The organism is Nocardioides taihuensis, from assembly GCF_042657275.1.
GTDB classification, from domain to species: Bacteria; Actinomycetota; Actinomycetes; order Propionibacteriales; family Nocardioidaceae; genus Nocardioides; species Nocardioides taihuensis.
Genome location: NZ_JBHSKD010000004.1, coordinates 377835 through 399382, shown reverse-complemented (window position 1 = coordinate 399382; position 21548 = coordinate 377835). Strand labels below are relative to the sequence as shown.

The following is a 21548-nucleotide window of genomic DNA, read 5'->3' as shown; positions in this document are numbered from 1 at the left end:
CCTAGGGTGACGCTGTGCTGCGCGGGAGGGCGCGGGAACAGGCCGCGCTGGACGAGCTGCTCGACCGGGCACGCTCCGGGTCGGGCTCGGTCCTCGTGCTGCGCGGCGAGCCGGGCGCCGGCAAGTCGGCGCTGGTCGCCGACACCGTGGCCCGCGCCGAGGGCTTCACGGTGCTGCGCGCCCAGGGCGTCGAGTCCGAGGCCCCGCTCGCCTTCGCGGCGCTGCACCAGCTGCTCCGCCCCGTCACCGCCCACCTCGACGACGTGCCGGCGCCGCAGGCCGCCGCCCTGCGCGCGGCCTTCGGCGAGGTCGACGCCAGCGTCGGCGACCGCCACCTGGTCTTCCTCGCCACCCTCAGCCTGCTGTCCGAGGCGGCCTCGCGACAGCCCGTGCTGGCCGTCGTCGACGACGCGCACTGGCTCGATGACGCCTCGACCGCGGCGCTGCTGTTCACCGCGCGCCGGCTGGAGGGGGAGCCGGTGGCGATGCTGCTCGCCGCCCGGGAGGGCGAGCAGGCCACCGAGCACGACCTGCCGGCCCTGAGGGTCTCCGGGGTCGACGAGGCCTCGGCCGACGAGATCGTCGCCGACCAGGCACCCGGCCCGGTGGCGCCCGAGGTGCGGGCGGAGCTCCTGGCCGCCACCGGCGGCAACCCGCTCGGCCTCGTCGAGCTGACCCGCGCCCTCACCGCGGAGCAGCTCTCCGGGCGGGAGCGGCTGCCCGACCGGCTGCCGGTCACCAGCAGCATCGAGCGGGCGTTCCTCGACCGCTACCACCGCCTCCCGCCGGACGCCCGCACCCTGCTGCTCCTCGCCGCCGCGGACGATTCCGGGCGCACGTCGACCGTCGTGCGCGCCGCCGGCGCCCTGGGCGTCGGCCCCGAGGCGCTCGACGAGGCCGAGGAGTCCGGGCTGGTCACCAGCCGCGACGGGGACCTCGCGCTGCGACACCCCCTCGTCCGCTCGGCGGTGTACGGCGCCACCACCACCACCCGCCGGCGCCAGGCCCACCGGGCGCTGGCCGACGCCCTGGCAGGCACGCCGTACGACGACCGGCGGGCGTGGCACCTGGCCGCCTCGGTGGACGAGCCCGACGACGAGGTCGTGGCGGCGCTCGACGAGGCGGCCACCCGGGCCCGCAGGCGCGGCGGCCACGAGGCGGCGGCCGCCGCCTGGGCCCGCGCCGCGGAGCTCACGCCCGACCCGGAGGCCCGGGCACGCCGGCTGCTCGCGGCGGCGCAGTCGAGCCTCGCAGCCGGCCGCCCGCTCGAGACCGAGCAGCTCGTCCGCGCGGCCCTCGTGGACACCGACGACGCCCTCCTGCGCTCCGAGCTGCTGCAGCTGCGCGGCCAGGTGGAGTGGAACACCCGCTCGCTCGACGAGGGCTACCGCACGGTATGCCAGGCCGCGGCGACGGTGGCGGACGTGGACCCCGCGCGGGCCCGCGTGCTGGCCATGCTCGCCTCGTCACTGGCGGCGTTCGGCGCCCGGGCCGACGACGCGCCAGATCCCCGCACGGTCGTCCCGGCTCCCGGGCCGGGCGCCTCCGACGCCGACCTCGTGACGGGGTGGCTGCTCGAGGGCTTCTCCGCCGTGGCCGCCCGCGACTGGCCGACCGCTGCGACCGCGCTGCGGCGGGCCTGTGAGACGCCGCTCGGCCCGGACGCCCACCCGCTGCTGCCGCCCAACGTCGCGATCGCGACCATCCACCTCGGCGACGACGCCCGGGCGCTCGCCCTGCACGACCTCCAGCTCCGCACCGCACGGGACGCCGGCGCGGTGAACATGGTCGAGCACGCCCTGACCCGGGGTGCGGTGTTCCGGATCGCCACCGGCGCGTGGCACGAGGCCGCGTCGGCGGCCCAGGAGGCGCTGCTGCTCGACCGGTCGCTGGGCCTCGACGAGATCACCCCGTTCCCGCTGGTCGAGCTGGCCGTGGTCGCCGCGCTGCGGGGCGACCCCGAGGCACCCAGGCTCCTGGCCGAGCTCGACGAGACCCTCGACCGGCACCCGCCGCGCGGCGCCACCGGCGGCCTGGTGACCGACCTGCGCCACTGGGCCGCGGCGCGCCAGGACGGTGTCGCGGTCGCGACGGCGCTGCACCACCTCGAGCAGGTCCAGCTGCCGATCGTGCAGGGGATGGCGGCGATCGACCGGATCGAGACCGCCGTGCGGGCCGGACGCAGCGACCTGGCGGAGGCCTGGGTGGAGGACGTCGAGGACTTCGCCGCGGGTACCGGGATGGCGTGGGCCCGGGCCGTCGGCCACCACGGCCGCGCACTGCTGGCCGACGGCGCGGCCGAGGAGCACCTCCGCGAGGCCCTCGGCTGGCACGAGCAGTCGACCCGGGTTCCGGCCCGGGCGCGCACCGAGCTGGCGCTGGGCGAGCTCCTGCGCCGCAACCGGCGGCGCACCGACGCCCGGGTGCCGCTGCGGTCGGCGCTCGACACGTTCGAGCAGCTGGGGGCGGTGCTCTGGGCCGAGCGCGCGCGACAGGAGCTGCGTGCGTCGGGCGAGCGGGCCCGCCGCGGCCCCGACGTCGCGCCCACCGAGCTCACGGCGCAGGAGGCCCAGGTGGCCGCGCTGGTGCGGCAGGGCCTGTCCAACAAGGAGGTGGCGGGGCGGCTGTTCATCAGCCCGCGCACGGTCGACTTCCACCTGCGCAACGTCTACGCCAAGCTCGGCATCACCTCGCGCACCGAGCTCGCCGCGCTCGCGGCCGACCCGGCCTGACGGGCGCCGTCCACCGGTCCGGCTACCGTCGCTCCTCATGACCGCACGACGGCCCTCGGGCACGCCGCCGTACTGGGAGGCCGGGACGATCGTCACCCTGCGCTGGGGCGACCCCCTCGGGCCGCACTGGGCCGAGCCCGTGCGGGTGGTCCGCGACGACGCCGCCGGCCTGGTCACGTGGCTGGCCGAGGGGACACCGGTGCTCCGCAGGGCCCGCGCCGACGGCCTGCCCTTCCGCGGCGACCCGGCCACGATGTTCACCGCGCCGACCGTGCAGGCACGCGCCACCTGGACCGACACCCACGTGCTGCGCGTCTCCCCCACCGGGCGGTCGTGGTCGGTGATGCACTTCTTCGACGGCACCAGCGGGGAGTTCCTCGGGTGGTACGGCAACATCGAGGACCCCCACCAGCGCGACCACGACACCGTCTACTCCGCGGACCGGGTGCTCGACGTGTGGGTCGAGCCCGACCGCACCGTCGCCCGCAAGGACGAGGACGAGCTCGCGCTCGCGGTCGAGCAGGGCCGCTACACGGAGGCCGAGGCCGAGCGGCTCACGGCGGTCGCCGCGGAGATCGAGGCGGTGGTCGCGGCGTGGGGACCGCCGTTCTGCGACGGCTGGGACCGCTTCGAGCCCGACCCGTCGTGGGAGGTCCCCGGCCCGCCCGACCCGCTCAGTCGATGACCTCGGGCCGGGCCTGCACCAGGAACGTCTCGGTGCGGCCCGGCATGCAGACCTCGTTGCCCCACGAGGCCGGCGACCGGGTGCTGCCGCGCAGACGCACCTCGTCGCCGGCGTGGGCCACGACCTTGCCGTCCTGGTCGACCAGGTCGACGGTGCCGTCGGCCCGCACCACGCCTTCGTAGTCCTGCGGCCAGAAGATCGGCGGCCCGTCGCCCACGACGAAGCAGCGCTCCTCGTCGACCAGCTGCAGCTCACCGGTCAGGGTCTCCGCGTCGCGCGGCGTCCGGTCGCTGCCCACCTCCCAGCCCGAGACGTCGAGGAACACCGGCACGTCACCGACGCCGCGCTCGTACGTCGGACCGGGGTCCGCCGGCCCCACGGCGCGGTCGCCACCCGGCAGCGCCCCGGCCACGGCGACGCCGGCGGCCACGACGACCGCGGCGGCGCAGGCCAGCCCAACGGCGCGGGTACGACGGGCGCGCTGTCCGGCGCCCGTGATCCCGGCCAGCGGCGCCGAGGCCGTGGGCACCTGGTCGGCGCTCTCGCGCATCAGCTCGGCCAGTCGGTTCTCGCTCATCGCTCCACTCCGTCCACGAGGAGGTCCGCCAGCGCGCGGTCCGCGCCGAGGGCGGCCAGACCGCGGGCGGCCCGGCTCTTGACGGTGCCGACGGCCACGCCGAGCGCCTCGGCCACCGCGGCCTCGGTCAGGTCGGCGTAGAACCGGAGCACGAGCACCTGCCGCTGCCCGAGCGGCAGCCGGAGCAGCGCGGTGCGCAGGGCATCGCCCCGCGCCCTCTCCTCCGCGCCGTCCGGCAGCCCGCCCTCGGGCAGCACGGCGGTCGGCGCCTCCCCCCACCAGCGCCGCCGCCGGCTGTCGACCAGCGTGTTGATGAGCACCCGGTGCACGTAGGCATCCGGGTCCTCGGCCCGCCGCACCCGCGGCCACGCGACGTAGCAGCGCGACAGCGCCGTCTGGGCGACGTCCTCCGCGGTGTGGGGGTCGACCCCCATCAGCACGGCCGTGCGCACCAGACGCGGCCAGCGCGCCGCGACGTACTCCTCGAAACTCCCCGTCATGCCCACGAGACGTGGTGGGGCGCCGGAAAGGTTCCGCCTACAGCGAGGCGAGGGCCTCGTTGAACGTCGCCGACGGGCGCATCACCGCGGTGACCTTGGCCTCGTCGGGTCGGAAGTAGCCACCGATGTCGGCCGGCCGGCCCTGCACCGCGAGCAGCTCGCCCACGATCGCTTCCTCGCTCTCGGCCAGCGTGGTGGCCAGCCCGGAGAAGGCGGCCGCCAGCTCGGCGTCGTCGCTCTGCTGCGCCAGCTCCTGCGCCCAGTAGAGCGCGAGGTAGAAGTGCGAGCCGCGGTTGTCGAGGCTGCCGACCTTGCGGGTCGGGGACTTGTCCTCGTTGAGCAGCGTGCCCGTGGCGCGGTCGAGCGTGTCGGCGAGCACCTGCGCCCGGGCGTTGCCGGTGCGCTGCGCGAGGTGCTCGAACGACGCGGCCAGCGCGAAGAACTCACCCAGGCTGTCCCAGCGCAGGTAGTTCTCCTTGACCAGCTGCTGCACGTGCTTGGGCGCCGAGCCGCCGGCGCCGGTCTCGAAGAGCCCGCCGCCGTTCATCAGCGGCACGATCGAGAGCATCTTGGCCGACGTGCCGAGCTCGAGGATCGGGAACAGGTCGGTGTTGTAGTCGCGCAGCACGTTGCCGGTGACGGAGATGGTGTCCTCGCCCCGGCGGATGCGCTCGAGGGAGTACGTCGTGGCCTCGGCCGGCGCCATGATCTCGATGGTCAGGCCCTCGGTGTCGTGCTCGGGCAGGTACTCCGCGATCTTGCCGATCAGGACGGCGTCGTGGGCGCGGGTCTCGTCGAGCCAGAACACCGCCGGCGAGCCGGTCGCGCGGGCCCGGGTCACGGCGAGCTTGACCCAGTCGCGGATCGGGTCGTCCTTGGTCTGGCAGGCGCGCCAGACGTCGCCGGGCTGGACGTCGTGGGAGATCAGCACCTCGCCGGCGCTGTTCACGACCTCGACGGTGCCGGCGGCGGGGATCTCGAAGGTCTTGTCGTGGGAGCCGTACTCCTCGGCCGCCTTGGCCATCAGGCCGACGTTGGGCACCGAGCCCATCGTGGAGGGGTCGAGGGCGCCGTGCGTGCGGCAGTCGTCGATGACGGCCTGGTAGACGCCGGCGTAGCAGGAGTCGGGGATCACCGCGAGGGTGTCGTGCTCCTCGCCGTCGGGGCCCCACATGTGGCCGCCGATCCGGATCATCGCCGGCATCGAGGCGTCGATGATCACGTCGGAGGGGACGTGCAGGTTGGTGATGCCGCGGTCCGAGTCGACCATCGCGAGGTCGGGGCCGTCCGCGAGGCCCTGCTGCACCGCGGCCCTGATCGCGTCGCCCTCGGGCAGCCGGTCGACGGCCGAGAGCAGCGCGCCGAGGCCGTCGTTCGGGGAGATGCCCGCAGCTGCGAGCTGCTCGCCGTACTGCTCGAACAGCGTGGGGAAGAACGCCTGCACCACGTGGCCGAAGATGATCGGGTCGGAGACCTTCATCATCGTGGCCTTGAGGTGCGCCGAGAACAGCACGCCCTCGGCCTTGGCGCGGGCGACCTGTTCGCCGAGGAAGCGGCGCAGCGCCGCGACGTCCATGTAGGTGCCGTCGACGACCTCGCCGGCGAGCACCGGCACCGACTCCTTGAGCACGACGGTCTCGCCGTCGGCCGTGACCAGCCGGATGGTGAGGGTGTCCTCGGAGTCGATGACCACGGACTTCTCGTTGGAGCGGAAGTCGTGCGTGCCCATCGTGGCCACGTTGGTCTTCGAGTCGGGGCTCCAGGCGCCCATGCGGTGGGGGTGGTGGCGTGCGTAGTTCTTGACCGAGGCGGGTGCGCGTCGGTCGGAGTTGCCCTCGCGCAGCACCGGGTTGACGGCCGAGCCCTTGACCTTGTCGTAGCGGGCGCGGACGTCCTTCTCCTCGTCGGTCTGCGGGTCCTCCGGGTACGCCGGGAGGTCGTAGCCCTGCTCCCGCAGCTCGGCGATCGCGGCCTTGAGCTGCGGCAGCGAGGCGCTGATGTTGGGCAGCTTGATGATGTTGGCCCCGGGGGTCTTCGCGAGCTCGCCCAGCTCGCCGAGGGCGTCGTCGAGGCGCTGCTCCTCGGTGAGCCGCTCGGGGAAGAGCGCGATGATCCGACCGGCCAGGGAGATGTCGCGGGTCTCGACCACGACGCCCGCCTGCGCGGCGTACGCCTCGACCACCGGGAGCAGCGAGTAGGTCGCCAGCAGCGGCGCCTCGTCGGTGTGGGTGTAGATGATCCGGGCGTCCGTCTGCGCATCAGTCACGACTCGGACGCTAGTTGGGTGTCCTCGGGTCCGGCAAACCGGGGTCCCGCACCACTAACATCGCCAGCACAGGCTCCCAGGGTGGGGCCGACGAGGGAGGCCCCCATGTCCGACACACCCACCAACGCGCAGACGATCAGTGCCGAGGTCCTCGGCACGTTCGTGCTCGTCTTCTTCGGCTGCGGCACCGCCCTGATCAGCGGCGGCGACTACGTCGCCATCGGCCTCGCCTTCGGCCTCACCGTGCTGGTGATGGCCTACGCCGTCGGCCGCATCTCCGGCGGCCACTTCAACCCGGCGGTCACGCTGGGCGCCGCCATGGGCGGACGGATCGCGTGGCGGCAGGTCCCGACCTACATGGCCGCGCAGGTCGGCGGCGCGATCCTCGCGGCGCTGGCGCTCTTCACGCTGATGCAGGGCTTCCCGGGCTACAGCGCCGAGGGCAACATGGCCCAGAACTTCTACGGCGACCAGGGCGCGACCGACTACGCCTGGTGGGCGGCCTTCCTGCTCGAGATGCTGATGACCGCGGTCTTCCTCTGGGTGATCCTCGCGGTGACCGACGTCCGCAACGAGCACCCCAGCCTCGCGCCGCTGGCGATCGGCCTCTCGCTGACGATGATCCACTTCGCCTCGATCAACGCCACCGGCACCTCGGTCAACCCGGCCCGCTCGATCGGCCCCGCGCTCTTCGCGGGCGGAGACGCGATCATCCAGCTCTGGCTCTTCATCCTGGCCCCGCTGGCGGGCGCCGCGATCGCCGGCTACACCTACGGCCTGATGTTCGGCTGGGGCTCGGAGCCGGTGGCCGGCTCGGGCGGCGGTGCCCGGGCGGGCGCCGCCGCGCCGGTCGTGCCCGAGGCGCCGCGCGACGAGTACCAGGAGCAGTGGAACCCCGAGGCGACCGCGGAGGCCGGTGGCCCTGCCGCTCCGCCGACCACCCCGAGCGACGAGTACCAGGAGCGCTGGAACGAGGGCGAGCAGCCGCCGCCCGCCCCACCTGCCTGAGCGGACGAGGCTCAGCCGGCGGTGAAGGAGACCAGCTCCACCCGCTCCGCACCGCCGGCGACGGTCTCCTCGAGCACGGTGCCGACGCCGCGCGCGTAGTACTTGTGCTCGACCACGTCGGGCTCGAGCGGCGTGGTCTCCTCGGTCTGCAGCAGGTCGTCGTACTCCCCGGCCGGCACGCTGCGCTGCTCGTCGAGCGACAGCACCTCGGCGCGGTCCTCGGCCACACCGGCGAGCTGCTCCTGCTCGTAGGAGTCGCCGACGCGGGGCCGCGCGGCCATGGCCAGCCCGGCCTCGGCCCCGTCGACCCCGGCCTCCCAGGAGCCCTCGGTGTCGGGGCGGCCCTGCTCGTCGTACTCGGTGGTGTCCTCGCCGAGGTACCAGACGTTGCCGTCGACGTCCTGGGCGAACCAGTCGTAGGTGTCCTCCAGCAGGGTGCCGTCGGGCGCGCGGACGACGTCGTGCACGACCGTCGCGGTGACGCCGGCGACCTCGCGGGTCTGGTCGGTCACGGTGACGGTGATCCGCTGGGGGTCGCCCCCGGTGGTCTCGTAGACCCATTCCGAGCCCGGGGTCAGCGGCAGCCACGGGTTGTCGATGCGGTCGACGAAGTCGGCAGGGTCCGGCGACGGCGTGGGGATCACCAGCTCGTCGACACCCGACGGCGGGCTCTTGGCTGGCTCGGCGGCGCGGCAGCCCGCCAGTGCCGGGACGGCCAGCAGCACGACCAGGACGCCGCGCACTCCCTGCATGCGCGCCATCCTGCCACCCGGTCCGGGGCCGGAGGCCGCGCGTCCGACCGCCTGCGCCCGCTGCTAACGTCGCGGGCACCCGGACCACCAGCACATCAGCACAGGAGTTGTCGTGACCTCTCCCCTCAAGGTCGCCGTCACCGGCGCCGCCGGCCAGATCGGCTACAGCCTGCTCTTCCGCCTCGCGAGCGGCGCGCTGCTCGGCGACCGACCGATCGAGCTGCGGCTGCTGGAGATCACCCCGGCCCTGAAGTCGCTCGAGGGCGTCGTGATGGAGCTCGACGACTGCGCCTTCCCGACGCTGGCCGGCGTCGAGATCGGCGACGACCCCGAGGCGGTCTTCGAGGGCGTGAACCTCGCCCTCCTCGTCGGCGCCCGCCCGCGCGGCCCGGGCATGGAGCGCAGCGACCTCCTCGAGGCCAACGGCGCGATCTTCACCGCGCAGGGCAAGGCGCTCAACAAGGTCGCCGCGGACGACGTCCGCATCGGCGTGACCGGCAACCCGGCCAACACCAACGCGCTGATCGCGATGACCAACGCCCCCGACATCCCGCAGGAGCGGTTCTCGGCGCTGACCCGCCTCGACCACAACCGGGCGATCTCGCAGCTGGCCGCGAAGACGGGCGCGCCGGTCACCGACATCACCCACATGACGATCTGGGGCAACCACTCCGCGACCCAGTACCCCGACCTGTTCCACGCCGAGGTCGGCGGCCGCAACGCCGCCGAGGTCGTGGGCGACCAGGCCTGGATCGAGAACGACTTCATCCCGACCGTCGCCAAGCGCGGCGCCGCGATCATCGAGGCCCGCGGGTCCTCGTCCGCCGCCTCGGCCGCCTCCGCCACGATCGACGCGGCCCGCGACTGGCTGCTCGGCTCCGCCGAGGGCGACTGGGTCTCGATGGCCGTCGTCTCCGACGGCTCGTACGGCGTGCCCGAGGGCCTGATCTCGTCGTTCCCGGTCACCACCTCTGGCGGTGACTGGTCGATCGTCCAGGGCCTCGAGATCGACGACTTCTCCCGCTCCCGGATCGACGCCTCCACCGCCGAGCTGGCCGAGGAGCGCGCCGCCGTGCAGGAGCTCGGCCTCATCTGACGCACCCCCACGCTGACCCGCCGTTGGTTAACGGCGGGTCAGCGTCATTTCGGGGTCAGAGGACCGGGGGCTCGGGGATCGAGCCGGCGAGGAGGATCAGGGCGGCGCCGGTGACGGCGAGCATCCCGACGTCCACGAGGCGGTGGCGGACGGCGAGCATGCCGGCGTCCTGGCGGCGCAGGACCAGGCGGACGCCGGCGGCGAGCAGCAGGGCCATGCCGATCCAGCGGACGCCCTCGCGCCAGTCACCGAGGGCGGAGATGCCGATGCCGACGAAGACGATGCCGAGCACCAGCAGGTAGAACGCGCCGCCGATGGTGGAGGGGTAGCGCCGCGGCTCCCACGAGTCGGCGGCCGGGGGTCCCGGCACGGGCGTGGGGGCCTCCTCGGCCGTGGCCGGGTCCGCGATCGGCACGCCCTCCCCCTCGTCGGGGGGATCCGGGACCGCACGCAGGTGGCTCACGGCGTCAGCCGAGCCGCTGCTCGGCGATCCCCACGATGTTGGACAGCAGCATCGCCCGGGTCATCGGTCCCACGCCACCGGGGTTGGGCGACACCCAGGCCGCGACGTCCCAGACGTCGTCCGCGACGTCGCCGGCCAGCTTGCCGTCGACCCGCGAGACACCCACGTCGAGCACGGCCGCGCCGGGCTTGACCATGGCCCCGGTGATGATGCCGGGCACGCCGGCGGCCGCGACCACGATGTCGGCGCGGCGCACGTGGTCGGCGAGGTCGCGGGTGCCGGTGTGGCAGAGGGTCACGGTGGCGTTCTCGCTGCGCCGCGTGAGCAGCAGCCCCAGCGGGCGGCCGACGGTCACGCCACGGCCGACCACGGCGACGTCGGCGCCGGCGATCTCCACGTCGTGGCGGCGCAGGATCTCCACGATCCCGTTCGGCGTGCACGGCAGCGGCGCCGCCTTGCCCAGCACCAGCCAGCCGAGGTTGGTGGGGTGGAGGCCGTCGGCGTCCTTGGCCGGGTCGATCAGCCCGAGCACGGCGTTCTCGTCGCGGCCCTTGGGCAGCGGCAGCTGCACGATGTAGCCGGTGCAGGCCGGGTCGTCGTTGAGCGCCCGGACGGCGTCCTCGATCTCCTCCTGGGAGGAGTCGGCGGGGAGGTCGATGCGGATCGACTCGATGCCGACCTCGGCACAGTCCTTGTGCTTGCCGTTGACGTACCAGCGCGAGCCAGGGTCGTCGCCGACGAGGATCGTGCCGAGGCCGGGACGGACGCCGGCCTCGTGGAGCGCGGCGACGCGGGACTTGAGCTCGTCCTTGATCGCCGCCGCGGTCGCGGTGCCGTCGAGCCTCTGTGCGGTCATGCGGACATCCTCTCAGCGACGGGTCAGTGGAAGAAGTGGCGCGTGCCCGTGAAGTACATCGTGACCCCGGCCGCCTTCGCGGCCTCGACCGTGAGCTCGTCGCGCACCGAGCCACCGGGCTGAACGATGGCGCGGACCCCGGCGTCGATCAGGATCTGCGGGCCGTCCTCGAAGGGGAAGAACGCGTCGGAGGCCGCCACCGACCCCGCGGCCCGCTCCCCCGCGCGCTCGACGGCCAGGCGGCAGGAGTCCACGCGGTTGACCTGGCCCATGCCGACACCGACCGAGGCGCCGTCGCGGGCCAGCAGGATCGCGTTGGACTTCACGGCGCGGCAGGCGCGCCACGCGAACGCGAGGTCGCGCAGGGTCGCCTCGTCGGCCGCATCTCCGGCGGCCAGCGTCCAGGTGGCCGCGTCGTCGCCCGGCGCGTCGACGTGGTCGACCTGCTGCACGAGCAGGCCGCCGCTGACCTGGCGCTGCTCGGTGCGCGAGGGCTCCTCGTCGAGCGGGCAGACCAGGATCCGGATGTTCTTCTTGGCGGCGAGCACCTCGACCGCGCCGTCGTCGTAGCCCGGCGCCACGACGACCTCGGTGAAGACCTCGGCCACCTGCTCGGCCATCGCGACCGAGACCGGCCGGTTGGTGGCGATCACGCCACCGAACGCCGACACCGGGTCGCACGCGTGCGCCCTGCGGTGTGCCTCGGCCACGTCGGCGCCGACCGCGATGCCGCACGGGTTGGCGTGCTTGATGATCGCGACCGCCGGCTCGTCGAAGTCGAGGGCGGCGCGGCGCGCGGCGTCGGTGTCGACGTAGTTGTTGTACGACATCTCCTTGCCGTGCAGCTGCTCGGCGTGCGCGAGCCCGGACCCCGTGCCGTCGCCGTAGAGCACCGCCGCCTGGTGGGGGTTCTCGCCGTAGCGCAGCGTCGCCAGGCGCTCGTAGGTCGCCCCGGTCGTGGCCGGCCAGCCGTCCTCGGCCGGCACCAGCGTCGTGGCCATCCACTGCGCCACCGCCACGTCGTACGCCGCGGTGTGGGCGAACGCCTCGGCGGCGAGCGCCTGCCGCTCGGCCAGGGTGAAGCCGCCCTCGCGCGTGGCCCGCAGCACGTCGTCGTAGCGCTCCGGGGAGGTGACGATCGCGACCGACGGGTGGTTCTTCGCGGCCGCGCGCACCATCGACGGCCCGCCGATGTCGATCTGCTCGACGCACTCGTCGGGCGACGCGCCCGACGCGACGGTCTGGGTGAAGGGGTAGAGGTTGGAGACCACGAGGTCGAAGGGCTCGACGCCGAGGTCGGCGAGCTGCTGCACGTGGGTCTCGAGGCGGCGGTCGGCGAGGATGCCCGCGTGCACGCGGGGGTGCAGGGTCTTCACGCGCCCGTCGAGGCACTCCGGGAAGCCGGTGAGGTCCTCCACCTTGGTCACGGGCACGCCGAGCGACTCGATCAGGCGCGCCGAGCCGCCGGTCGAGACCAGCGCGACCCCCGCCTCGTTCAGGCCGCGGACGAGGTCCTCCAGCCCGGTCTTGTCGTAGACGGAGACGAGCGCCCGCGCGAGCGGGATCCGGTCGTTCATCGGCCGAACCGCACCTTCCTGTCAGTGATCGTGAAACCTTCTCGGGCCATCCGGCCCACGTTCTCGACGAGCATCGCCCGCTCGGCGGTCTTGATCCGCTCGTGCAGCGAGTCGACGGTGTCGTCGTCGTGCACCTCCACCGCGGCCTGCGCCACGATCGGGCCGGTGTCGACGCCGTCGTCCACCACGAACAGCGTGCACCCCGTGACCTTCACGCCGTACGCCAGGGCGTCGGCGGGGCCGTGCATGCCGGGGAACGACGGCGACAGCGCGGGGTGGGTGTTGAGCACCCGCCCGCCGAAGCGGTCGAGGAAGTCGCGGCCGACGAGCTTCATGAAGCCGGCGCACACCACCAGGTCGGGCTCGTGGGACGCGACGCTGGCGGTCAGCGCGGCGTCCCACGCGGCGCGGTCGGGGTGGTCGGCGAGCCGGTGCACGAACGTCGGGACGCCGGCACGCTCCGCGCGCGCCAAGCCCTCGATCCCGTCGCGGTCCGCACCCACGGCGACCACGGACGCGCCGTACGACGGGTCGGCGCAGGCGTCGAGCAGCGCCTGGAGGTTGGTGCCGGAGCCCGAGACGAGCACCACCAGGCGGGCGGTCGGGGCGGTGGGCACGGGCGGAGTCTAGGACGTGACGCCCGTTGCGGCGGCGTCGGGAGCGGAGTCCTCGCGCCGCATCTGGCAAGGCGGAGGCGCGAAGGCGGGACGGAGTCCCGACGAGTTGCCGACAACGCCGCCAGATCGGATGCGCGGCTCCGCGCACCGGGCGCCGGAGCGGGCGTCGCGTCCTGGGGGCTTCGGGTCACGCGTCGGCCCGGGCGTCACGCAGCGACCGGCGCTGCCACCACACCATCGCGAGGCCGCCCAGCAGGCCGCCGATCCCGAAGGAGGTGATCGCGTGCACGAGCACGTCGCCGACGAAGGGGTGGACGTCGTGCATCCGGCCCGGCCCGACCGAGCCCCCGGCCAGCCGCGACAGCACCGCGAGGAGGACGCCCGCGGCGACCCCGCCCACACAGCCGCGCAGCGCGCCCTCCTCCCAGCGGACGGTCGGGAACCTGCGCTGCACGCGCGCCGCCGCGACGGCCGCGACCAGCACGGGGACGGTGAGCAGCCAGGGCGTCCATGCCGGCGTCTGCCCGTCGTCGGGCAGCGCCGCCAGCAGGGGGAACATCGGCATCGCCCCGAGCACCACCACGGTGGGCGAGACCACCGTGCCGGTGCCGAGGGCGAAGCCGGGGCCGAGCAGGTAGGACCCGGAGAACAGCACCGCGTTGGGCAGCACCAGCCCCGACGCGGCGAGGAACAGCACGGACTCACCGCCGCCGAGCCCCAGCTGGGTCAGCACGTTCGCGGCCGTACCCCAGTCGAGCAGCAGCGCGAGCACCAGGGCCACGACCGAGGCGAGCAGGAAGGTCGTGACGACGGAGAGGCAGGTGCGGGCGGCCACCCGGGCGGAGGGCGGCACCCACGCGGCCCAGATCGCCGCGCGCCCCGAACCCGTCGCGATCGCCGGTGCACCGAAGCACAGCACCAGCAGCGCAGCCCCGAGGAGGGCCCACGCCAGCGACGGCGAGGTCGCCGCGGTCGAGGCCAGGGCGGCGGTCAGCGCCACCACCACGAGGTAGCCGGAGAGGAAGCCGAGCACGGCGACGGGGACGGTCCAGTCGCGCTCGCCGTCGCTGATCGCAGCGGCATCGGGCCCGTGACCGGAGATCGACTCCCCGACGCGGAGGCCGACCCGCCAGGCCGACCAGGCGCAGGCGGCGGTGAGCAGCAGGGGCACCACGGTGATCGAGACCCCGTCGACGTGCACGCCGGACCCGTGGGCGGTCAGCCAGCCGAGCGCGCCCACGCGGAGGCCCTCGCGGGGCTCGCCGTGGCTGCCGGCGTCGCTGAGGAACCACCCGACCACGCCGAGCGCGAGGCAGACCAGCAGCGGGGCGCCCGCAGCGACCACCCCACCACCGGTGGCGACCGCGACCAGCGGCCGCCGGTGACGAGGATCACTCCCGGGGTCGCGCGAGGGCGCCGACCGGCGAGCAGGGTCCTGGGTGAGGCCGAGCGGGGAGAGCAGCGAGGTCATGTCCCGGTCATCATCGCCCGCCCGCGCGGCAGATCCGGGCACCCCACGCCGGTGTGCGTGGAGGCCGCCGCTCCCGTACCGTGGACGACGCGATGAGCAGGACCTCCCCCCGCACGGATCTCGACTTCGAAGCGTTCTACAAGCACGCCCGCGGTCGGCTCCTCCTCCAGACCTACGCGCTCACCGGTGACCTCCCGGCGTCCCGGAGCGCGGTCAAGGACGCCTTCAGCCACGCCTGGCACCACTGGCGCAAGGTCTCGCGGCTCGAGGACCCGGAGGCGTGGGTGCGCCCGCACGCCTGGTCGCACGCCCAGCGGCTGCACACCACCCGGATCTGGCACCGTGACAAGTCGCTCGACCCCGAGCGCCGGGCCACGCTCGAGGCGCTCGCCAAGCTCCCGGTGAGCCAGCGGCGGGTGCTGCTGCTCAACGAGCTCAGCGCCACGTCGCTGCCCGACATGGCCCGCGAGGTCGGGCTGCCCCTGGCCGAGACCGAGCGGCAGCTGCAGGCGGGCACGGCGGCGTTCTCCGTCGAGCGCGACGTTCCCTCGACCGCGATCCGCGGCCTGCTCGAGGACCTCCGCACCCAGACCGAGGACACCTCGTGGCCCCGCGGGTCCATCGTCCGGCGCGCCGGCGACCGGCGCCGGCGCTCCCACACGCTGATCGGCGTCGCCGCCGCGGTGGTCGCGGTGATCGCCAGCGGCGCGGTCGCCACCGACGCGGGTGGCGCCCAGCCCGACATCGACCGCGTGGACCGGTCGGCCGACGACTCCGCGCCAGCCGCCCAGGTCGAGGTGGAGCCGCTGCCCGAGTCGGCGATGCTCGACGCCGACCAGGTCGACGCGCACCTGCCCGGGCGCGGCTGGCAGGTGGTCAGCACCGACGGCAACACCGAGGGCGACGGGCTCGTGATGCCCTGCCAGCAGGAGCGCTTCGCCGACCCGCACGGCGCCGCCGCGCTGGTCCGCACCTTCGAATCGCAGGCGGGCGGCACGACCATGCACGCCGTCCAGTCGACCGAGCTCTCGCGGACCACCACCGGCGCCCAGCGGGCCTACGACGCGTCGCTCGAGTGGTTCGCCGGCTGTGCGGACGGGCGGGCCCACCTGGTCGCGACGTACGACGTCGACAACGTCGGCGACGCCGCGACGGTGATGGTGCTGCGGACCTGGCTCGGCGACACCCGCACGGTCGTCGCCGGCGTGACCCGGAGCGGCCGGATGACCACCACCACCGTGATGACCTCACCCAGCACCGACCCGGTGCCGGCGACCGCTCCCGGCGGGCTCCTGGCCGCGGCGGTCAACACGCTCTGCGGCGAGGACGGCGGCGGGGCCTGCGCCACCGACGTCGAGATGCACACCCGCGCCCCCGTGCCGGTCGGCGTCGCCCCCGGCATGCTCGCCGAGGTGGACCTGCCGCCGGTGACCGGCGTCGACGAGCCGTGGATCGGCACCGAGCCACGGCAGGCGATGACCAACACCGCCGCCACCCAGTGCGACCGCACCGACTTCACCGGGGACGCCGTCTCGCACGCGCTCACCCGGACCTACCTCGTCCCCGAGGCCGACGGCCTGCCCGACTCGTTCGGCGTCACCGAGACCGTCGGCACGCTGGAGGCGTCGCGGGCGCGGGCGTTCGTCGCGGGGGTCCGCGACCGCGTGGACAAGTGCGCCGAGCGCGACCTCGGCACCGAGGTGACCCGGCTCGGCCGTGCGCGCTCGGGCGAGGCCGAGATGGACGTCTGGCGGATGACGACGGAGCTGAGCGACGACCAGAGCGTCGTCTACCTGATGGGCACCGTCCGCCGCGGCACCTCGGTCGCCCAGGTGTGCTTCATCCCGGCACCCGGCGCCACCATGGGCAACGACGCCTTCGTGGCGCTCGTGCGCCGCGCGGGCGAGCGCCTCGGCGCCATGCCGCCGCCCGCCTGATCCACGGCTGGTCCCGGTCCCGGTCCCTCGGTCCCGTCAGGCTGAGGACCTTGGACCCTGCTCCACCTCGACCACCCCGCCTAGCGTGGGACACAGCCGACGACCGATGGGTTCGGAGGTGGGCCCGACAGGGACGCAGGACGACGCCATACGTGGCAGGCAGGGTGCCGACGGCAGCAGCCGGCGGCCCCACGTGCCGGAGGTCCTACCAGTTCCCGAACGTGGTCCGCTCCCGGCGGCAGGCCCACCGGTCGCCGGCTCACCCCGGCTCGCTGCCATGGGCCCTGCGCGACCCCGACCCCGTCGCCGTGCCCGAGGCAGCGGCCAGCCGAGGGCGGCGGATTCGCAGGCAGCGGAAATGCGGACCAGCCGCCCTCGGCCCTTTCCGGGGCCGGGAGCGGCTGGTCGGTCGAGCCCGGCGGCGCGTCAGCGCGACTCGATGATCTCCCGCATCAGCGCGGCGGTCTCGGACGGCGTCTTGCCGACCTTGACGCCGACGGCCTCGAGGGCCTCCTTCTTGGCCTGGGCGGTGCCCGACGAGCCGGAGACGATGGCGCCGGCGTGGCCCATGGTCTTGCCCTCGGGGGCCGTGAAGCCGGCGACGTAGCCGACGACGGGCTTGGTCACGTGCTCGGCGATGTACGCCGCGGCACGCTCCTCGGCGTCGCCGCCGATCTCGCCGATCATCACGATCGCCTCGGTCTCGGGGTCCGCCTCGAACGCCGCGAGGGCGTCGATGTGGGTGGTGCCGATGACCGGGTCACCGCCGATGCCGATGCACGACGAGAAGCCGTAGTCGCGCAGCTCGTACATCATCTGGTAGGTCAGCGTGCCCGACTTCGAGACCAGGCCGACCGGGCCGGCGTGGGTGATCGTGGCCGGGATGATGCCCGCGTTGGACCGACCGGGGCTGATCAGGCCCGGGCAGTTGGGACCGATGATCCGCGTCGTGCCGGAGGCCTCCGCGTGGGCGCGGAACTCGGCGGTGTCGTGCACGGGCACGCCCTCGGTGATCACGACGGCGAGCCCGATCCCGGCGTCGATCGCCTCGAGCGCGGCCGCCTTGGTGAAGGCGGGGGGCACGAACAGCACGGAGACGTCGGCGCCGGTCTTGTCCATCGCCTCGGCGACGGTCCCGAAGACCGGGACGTCGGTCTCCTCGATGGTGACGGTCTCACCCGCCTTGCGCGGGTTCACCCCGCCGACGACCTGGGTGCCGGACGCCAGCATCCGGGTGGTGTGCTTCATGCCCTCGGAGCCGGTCATGCCCTGGACGATGACCTTGCTGTTCTCGGTGAGCCAGATGGCCATGGGTGTTCTCTCTCCTCGGCTTTCGGTGCCCGTCGGGCCGTCAGGCGTTCTGCAGGTCGTGGGCGAGCTCGGCGGCCTTGTCGGCGGCGCCGTCCATGGTGTCCACGAGGGTCACCATCGGGTGGTCGGCCTCGAGGAGGATCCGGCGACCCTCCTCGACGTTGTTGCCGTCGAGCCGCACGACGAGGGGCTTGGTCTCCTCGTCACCGAGCTTCCGCAGGGCGCCGACGATGCCGTTGGCCACCGCGTCGCAGGCGGTGATGCCGCCGAAGACGTTCACGAAGACCGCCTTGACCTGCTCGTCGCTGATGATGATGTGGAGGCCGTCGGCCATCACGTCGGCCGAGGCGCCGCCGCCGATGTCGAGGAAGTTGGCGGGCTTCACGCCACCGTGCTTCTCCCCGGCGTACGCCACGACGTCGAGGGTCGACATGACCAGGCCCGCGCCGTTGCCGATGATGCCGACCGAGCCGTCGAGCTTGACGTAGTTGAGGTCCTTCTCCTTGGCCGCGAGCTCGAGGGGGTCCTCGTCCTCGACGAGCTCGAACGACGCGTGGTCCTCGTGGCGGAACTCGGCGTTGGCGTCGAGCGAGACCTTGCCGTCGAGCGCCTCGAGGGTGCCGTCACCGAGACGGACCAGCGGGTTCACCTCGACCAGCGTGGCGTCCTCCTCCACGAAGACCTGCCAGAGCTGCTGCACGACCCCGACGGCCTGCTCGGCGACCTCGGCCGGGAAGCGGGTGGCCTCGACGATCTCGCGGGCCTTGGCCTCGTCCACCCCGACCTGCGGGTCGATGGCGACCTTGGCGACGGCGTCGGGGTTCTCCTTGGCGGTCACCTCGATCTCCACGCCGCCCTCGATCGAGGCGATGCAGAGGTAGTTGCGGTTCGCGCGGTCGAGGAGGAAGGAGAAGTAGTACTCCTCGGCGATGTCGGCGGCCGGCGCGATCAGGACGCGGCGCACGGTGTGGCCCTTGATGTCCATGCCGAGGATCTCCTCGGCCTTCGCCACGGCGTCCTGCGGGTCCTGGGCGAGCTTGACGCCACCGGCCTTGCCGCGCCCGCCGATCTTCACCTGGGCCTTGACCACGACCCGGCCGCCGTTCTGCTCGGCGGCGGCGGCGGCGTCGGACGCCTCGGTGATCACGGTGCCCAGGGTCACCGGCACGCCATGCTTCGCGAAGAGCTCCTTCGCCTGGTACTCCATCAGGTCCACGAGTGGCCGATCCTTCGATGTCGAGGAATGGGGTGGGGAGGAACCCCCCGGGCACCCTAGTCCGGTGGCGCCGGTCACAGCGAGGTCGGGGAGGCGTGACCTCGGGCACGCGCGACGGGCGGTCGCCGGAGCGGGACGGGCGGTCGCCTCAGCGCTGCGACTCGGCCGCGAACCGCTCGGCCACCCAGCCGGTGATCTCGTGCGTCGAGGCGCCGGGGGTGAACACCCGGGCCACGCCCATCTCCTCGAGCACCGGGATGTCCTCGGCGGGGATGATGCCGCCGCCGAAGACCACGATGTCGGAGGCGTCGCGCTCCGCGAGCAGGTCGAGCAGCGTGCGGAAGAGGGTCATGTGGGCGCCGGAGAGGACGGAGAGCCCGATCAGGTCGGCGTCCTCCTGGATCGCGGTCTCCACGATCTGCTCGGGGGTCTGGTGCAGCCCGGTGTACACGACCTCGTGCCCGGCGTCGCGCAGGGCGCGGGCCACGATCTTCGCGCCGCGGTCGTGCCCGTCGAGGCCGGGCTTGCCGACGACGATGCGGACGCGGGGCGTGGGCGTGACCATGCGCGAAGGGTAACCCTGGTCACCCTTCCGGCCGGACACGGGTGCCGGACCGCGGCCGCCGAGGGCCGTGCCGCACTGGTCCGGACCAGCCGGTGACCCGGACCGGTCTGGACCGGAGCGTGGACGGGAACCGATCGGGGAACAATTTGTCAACGAATCGTCAAGAAATCTGCGAGCCTCGAGGTGGTGGCCCCGAGTTTCCCCGGCCGTTGCGTATCCGTTACAGTCGGCTCTCGTTGCCCCCGTCGTACCCGCAGGTACCCCGAGCAGCGCCCCCGTAATCCTGCACCACCCGCACGACCTCGACCCGCAAGAACGAGTACCACCGAGCGAACCCCCCGAGCCACGGAGCACATCGAATCCCATGGGTGACCACCGAGCGGCCCGCCGCGCCCCGCGCCGGCGACCCTCGACGACGGCTGTCACCCCGGCGCGCCGGGCGGAGACCGCCGCCGAGCTGACGGCGGTCCGGGCCACGGGTCCGGGCAAGCGCAAGGCTTCGCGCCGCGAGGTCGCCAGCAAGCCGCGCCTGCGTCTCCCCTCGCTCCCCGTCGTCGCCGGTGTGGCCGCCCTCGCGATCGCCACCGGCGGCGCCGTCAGCGTCTCGCCCGCCGAGAGCGCCACCGACGGCGGCTTCGTCCGCGCCAGCGCCATGAGCGGCGCCTCGGGCACGGCGTCCGCGAACCTGCTCGAGGACCGCAGCGCGACCGTCAGCCGCGACTCCCGCCGCGACGCCGCCCAGGACGCCGCCGCCGCCGACCTGGTCGCCCAGGCCGAGGCCCAGGCCAAGCAGCGCACCGAGGCCCTGAGCCAGTTCGCCGAGCAGGCCGAGAAGCAGGCGGCCAAGCTCAAGCTCAACGCGTGGGTGCTCCCGGTCGACGTCGTCCAGATCACCGCGGAGTTCGGCGAGTACGGCCTGTGGGCGAGCTACCACACCGGCATCGACTTCAACGGCGAGGTCGGCGACCCGATCTACGCCATCGCCGGTGGCACCGTCACCTCCGCGGCGTACGACGGGTCCTACGGCAACAAGACCGTGATCACGCTCGATGACGGCACCGAGATCTGGTACTGCCACCAGACCTCGTTCCTGGTCTCGCCCGGCGAGACCGTCGCCCCCGGCGAGCAGATCGGCACCGTCGGCGCCACCGGCCACGTGACCGGCTCGCACCTCCACGTCGAGGTGCACCCCGGCGGCGGTGACGCGGTCGACCCCCGCGAGGCCTTCCTCGTGCACGGCATCACCCTGCCGCCGCGTTCCTGACCGGGGCAGCCGGCGCGTCAGCGGTGCGCGGTCATCACGAGCAGGTGCCAGTCGAGCACCACGCGACCTCGGTCGTCGCAGTGCTCCGCAGCGCTGGCGGCGAGCGCGGCGAGCATCTCCCCCACCTCCGCGCGGGTCAGACCCGGCACCGGTCCGAACGCCTGCCGGTAGGCGAGGTAGGCCTCGACCGGAGTCGTGGACGACGCCCAGGCGGACGTCCTCGACGCAGACGTCGCGCCACCCCGTCCTCCCGAGCCGCTCGGTGACGTCGGCCCGCGTCGTCGGCACCCGCGGCGCCGTGCCCGACCTCGCCCGCGCGGCGTTCAACAGGTCGAGCTCTCGGTAGTCGTTCCCCCAGGTGACGGCCACGAGCCGGCCGTCCGGACGCAGCAGGCGCCGTGCTGCAGCAGCACCGCGATCCGTGTCCTGGGACGGCCCGAGCGAGGAGACGACCACGTCGGCTGACTCATGCGGGAGGTCGAGGTGCTCGACGTCGGCCACCTCCCACCGGACGCCTGCTGCCGCCCGGAGGCACGTTCGGGCCTCCAGCACGCGGACCCGCTGCGGTGACGTCCCACGTCCATCATCGGCCGGGACACGTCGGTGGCGAGGTAGCTGGCGCAGCGCGGGGCCAGCAGGGGGTGAGGGCCCCGTG

19 protein-coding genes and 1 pseudogene are annotated in these 21548 nt (G+C 73.9%); 6 read left to right on the top strand and 14 right to left on the bottom strand.

Annotated elements, in window-relative coordinates; translation table 11 throughout:
* Positions 1-14 precede the first annotated feature (14 nt).
* Together ACFPGP_RS05095 and ACFPGP_RS05090 are read left to right on the top strand one after the other, a co-directional pair.
* Positions 15-2732, top strand: coding sequence for a helix-turn-helix transcriptional regulator (locus ACFPGP_RS05095; RefSeq protein ID WP_378587726.1), 2718 nt, complete (start codon positions 15-17; stop codon positions 2730-2732).
* A gap of 37 nt (positions 2733-2769) precedes the next feature.
* Positions 2770-3417 carry a ribonuclease FAU-1 family protein gene (locus ACFPGP_RS05090; protein ID WP_378587723.1) on the top strand — a complete coding sequence of 216 codons (648 nt, stop codon included), beginning with the start codon at positions 2770-2772 and terminating at the stop codon, positions 3415-3417.
* On the opposite strand, the gene ACFPGP_RS05085 is transcribed toward ACFPGP_RS05090, so the two are convergent.
* From ACFPGP_RS05085 to ACFPGP_RS05075, 3 genes are read right to left on the bottom strand one after another with little or no spacing between them, the layout of a single operon-like run.
* Positions 3407-3994 (bottom strand): hypothetical protein, encoded by a 588-nt coding sequence (locus ACFPGP_RS05085; protein WP_378587721.1) that lies wholly within the window; start codon positions 3992-3994, stop codon positions 3407-3409. The genes ACFPGP_RS05090 and ACFPGP_RS05085 overlap by 11 nt on opposite strands.
* Complete coding sequence (locus tag ACFPGP_RS05080; protein WP_378587718.1) at positions 3991-4494, bottom strand: SigE family RNA polymerase sigma factor; 504 nt, start codon at positions 4492-4494, stop codon at positions 3991-3993. Before ACFPGP_RS05080 ends, ACFPGP_RS05085 begins: the two co-directional genes overlap by 4 nt.
* Positions 4495-4531: 37 nt before the next feature.
* Positions 4532-6760 carry an NADP-dependent isocitrate dehydrogenase gene (locus tag ACFPGP_RS05075; RefSeq protein ID WP_378587716.1) on the bottom strand — a complete coding sequence of 743 codons (2229 nt, stop codon included), beginning with the start codon at positions 6758-6760 and terminating at the stop codon, positions 4532-4534.
* 105 nt (positions 6761-6865) lie between these two features.
* On the opposite strand from ACFPGP_RS05075, the gene ACFPGP_RS05070 reads away from it, so the two are divergent.
* The gene (locus ACFPGP_RS05070) at positions 6866-7768 is read left to right on the top strand and encodes an MIP family channel protein (protein WP_378587713.1); all 903 of its coding nucleotides are present in this window, start codon (positions 6866-6868) and stop codon (positions 7766-7768) included.
* Between the two features lie 11 nt (positions 7769-7779).
* Here ACFPGP_RS05070 and ACFPGP_RS05065 read toward each other — a convergent pair whose 3' ends face one another.
* Entirely contained in the window at positions 7780-8520 is a 741-nt protein-coding gene (locus ACFPGP_RS05065; RefSeq protein WP_378587710.1) for a hypothetical protein, read from the bottom strand.
* 112 nt (positions 8521-8632) lie between these two features.
* Here ACFPGP_RS05065 and ACFPGP_RS05060 point away from each other — a divergent pair, with 112 nt between their 5' ends.
* The gene (locus ACFPGP_RS05060; protein ID WP_378587708.1) at positions 8633-9616 is read left to right on the top strand and encodes a malate dehydrogenase; all 984 of its coding nucleotides are present in this window, start codon (positions 8633-8635) and stop codon (positions 9614-9616) included.
* A gap of 55 nt (positions 9617-9671) precedes the next feature.
* Here the strand turns inward: ACFPGP_RS05060 and ACFPGP_RS05055 are convergent, their stop codons facing one another.
* From ACFPGP_RS05055 to ACFPGP_RS05035, 5 genes are all read right to left on the bottom strand, one after another.
* Positions 9672-10079: a DUF3017 domain-containing protein gene (locus ACFPGP_RS05055; RefSeq protein WP_378587705.1), complete on the bottom strand. Its 408-nt coding sequence runs from the start codon at positions 10077-10079 to the stop codon at positions 9672-9674.
* A gap of 4 nt (positions 10080-10083) precedes the next feature.
* On the bottom strand, positions 10084-10935 hold the full coding sequence (locus tag ACFPGP_RS05050) for a bifunctional methylenetetrahydrofolate dehydrogenase/methenyltetrahydrofolate cyclohydrolase (protein WP_378587703.1): 852 nt from the start codon (positions 10933-10935) through the stop codon (positions 10084-10086).
* Between the two features lie 23 nt (positions 10936-10958).
* Positions 10959-12512, bottom strand: a complete 1554-nt coding sequence (gene purH, locus ACFPGP_RS05045; protein ID WP_378587701.1) for a bifunctional phosphoribosylaminoimidazolecarboxamide formyltransferase/IMP cyclohydrolase — start codon at positions 12510-12512, stop codon at positions 10959-10961.
* A complete protein-coding gene (purN, locus tag ACFPGP_RS05040) occupies positions 12509-13129 on the bottom strand; it encodes a phosphoribosylglycinamide formyltransferase (protein ID WP_378587699.1) in 621 nt (206 codons plus the stop codon). The genes purH and purN overlap by 4 nt, the downstream gene beginning before the upstream one ends.
* Positions 13130-13316: 187 nt before the next feature.
* Positions 13317-14600: a cell division protein PerM gene (locus ACFPGP_RS05035; RefSeq protein ID WP_378587697.1), complete on the bottom strand. Its 1284-nt coding sequence runs from the start codon at positions 14598-14600 to the stop codon at positions 13317-13319.
* A gap of 92 nt (positions 14601-14692) precedes the next feature.
* Between ACFPGP_RS05035 and ACFPGP_RS05030 the strand changes: the two genes are divergently transcribed.
* Positions 14693-16537, top strand: a complete 1845-nt coding sequence (locus ACFPGP_RS05030; protein ID WP_378587694.1) for a hypothetical protein — start codon at positions 14693-14695, stop codon at positions 16535-16537.
* A gap of 426 nt (positions 16538-16963) precedes the next feature.
* Here ACFPGP_RS05030 and sucD read toward each other — a convergent pair whose 3' ends face one another.
* From sucD to ACFPGP_RS05015, 3 genes are all read right to left on the bottom strand, one after another.
* Entirely contained in the window at positions 16964-17848 is an 885-nt protein-coding gene (gene sucD / locus ACFPGP_RS05025; protein WP_378587691.1) for a succinate--CoA ligase subunit alpha, read from the bottom strand.
* Positions 17849-17888: 40 nt separating this feature from the next.
* On the bottom strand, positions 17889-19064 hold the full coding sequence (gene sucC / locus ACFPGP_RS05020) for an ADP-forming succinate--CoA ligase subunit beta (protein WP_378587688.1): 1176 nt from the start codon (positions 19062-19064) through the stop codon (positions 17889-17891).
* 148 nt (positions 19065-19212) lie between these two features.
* Positions 19213-19629, bottom strand: a complete 417-nt coding sequence (locus ACFPGP_RS05015) for a cobalamin B12-binding domain-containing protein (RefSeq protein ID WP_378587686.1) — start codon at positions 19627-19629, stop codon at positions 19213-19215.
* 364 nt (positions 19630-19993) lie between these two features.
* On the opposite strand from ACFPGP_RS05015, the gene ACFPGP_RS05010 reads away from it, so the two are divergent.
* Entirely contained in the window at positions 19994-20893 is a 900-nt protein-coding gene (locus ACFPGP_RS05010) for a M23 family metallopeptidase (protein ID WP_378587684.1), read from the top strand.
* Between the two features lie 17 nt (positions 20894-20910).
* Here the strand turns inward: ACFPGP_RS05010 and ACFPGP_RS05005 are convergent, their stop codons facing one another.
* Complete coding sequence (locus ACFPGP_RS05005) at positions 20911-21042, bottom strand: hypothetical protein (RefSeq protein WP_378587682.1); 132 nt, start codon at positions 21040-21042, stop codon at positions 20911-20913.
* 229 nt (positions 21043-21271) lie between these two features.
* Positions 21272-21445 (bottom strand): annotated as a pseudogene (locus ACFPGP_RS05000) (class I SAM-dependent methyltransferase); the annotation flags it as partial.
* Positions 21446-21548: the final 103 nt, after the last annotated feature.

Coding starts and splice junctions, on each gene's coding strand:
- ACFPGP_RS05035 (WP_378587697.1), bottom strand. CDS start 14,600: ATGACCTCGCTGCTCTCCCCGCTCGGCCTCACCCAGGACCCTGCTCGC.
- ACFPGP_RS05050 (WP_378587703.1), bottom strand. CDS start 10,935: ATGACCGCACAGAGGCTCGACGGCACCGCGACCGCGGCGGCGATCAAG.
- purH (WP_378587701.1), bottom strand. CDS start 12,512: ATGAACGACCGGATCCCGCTCGCGCGGGCGCTCGTCTCCGTCTACGAC.
- ACFPGP_RS05080 (WP_378587718.1), bottom strand. CDS start 4,494: ATGACGGGGAGTTTCGAGGAGTACGTCGCGGCGCGCTGGCCGCGTCTG.
- ACFPGP_RS05030 (WP_378587694.1), top strand. CDS start 14,693: ATGAGCAGGACCTCCCCCCGCACGGATCTCGACTTCGAAGCGTTCTAC.
- sucD (WP_378587691.1), bottom strand. CDS start 17,848: ATGGCCATCTGGCTCACCGAGAACAGCAAGGTCATCGTCCAGGGCATG.
- ACFPGP_RS05010 (WP_378587684.1), top strand. CDS start 19,994: ATGGGTGACCACCGAGCGGCCCGCCGCGCCCCGCGCCGGCGACCCTCG.
- ACFPGP_RS05065 (WP_378587710.1), bottom strand. CDS start 8,520: ATGCAGGGAGTGCGCGGCGTCCTGGTCGTGCTGCTGGCCGTCCCGGCA.
- ACFPGP_RS05070 (WP_378587713.1), top strand. CDS start 6,866: ATGTCCGACACACCCACCAACGCGCAGACGATCAGTGCCGAGGTCCTC.
- ACFPGP_RS05015 (WP_378587686.1), bottom strand. CDS start 19,629: ATGGTCACGCCCACGCCCCGCGTCCGCATCGTCGTCGGCAAGCCCGGC.
- ACFPGP_RS05090 (WP_378587723.1), top strand. CDS start 2,770: ATGACCGCACGACGGCCCTCGGGCACGCCGCCGTACTGGGAGGCCGGG.
- ACFPGP_RS05085 (WP_378587721.1), bottom strand. CDS start 3,994: ATGAGCGAGAACCGACTGGCCGAGCTGATGCGCGAGAGCGCCGACCAG.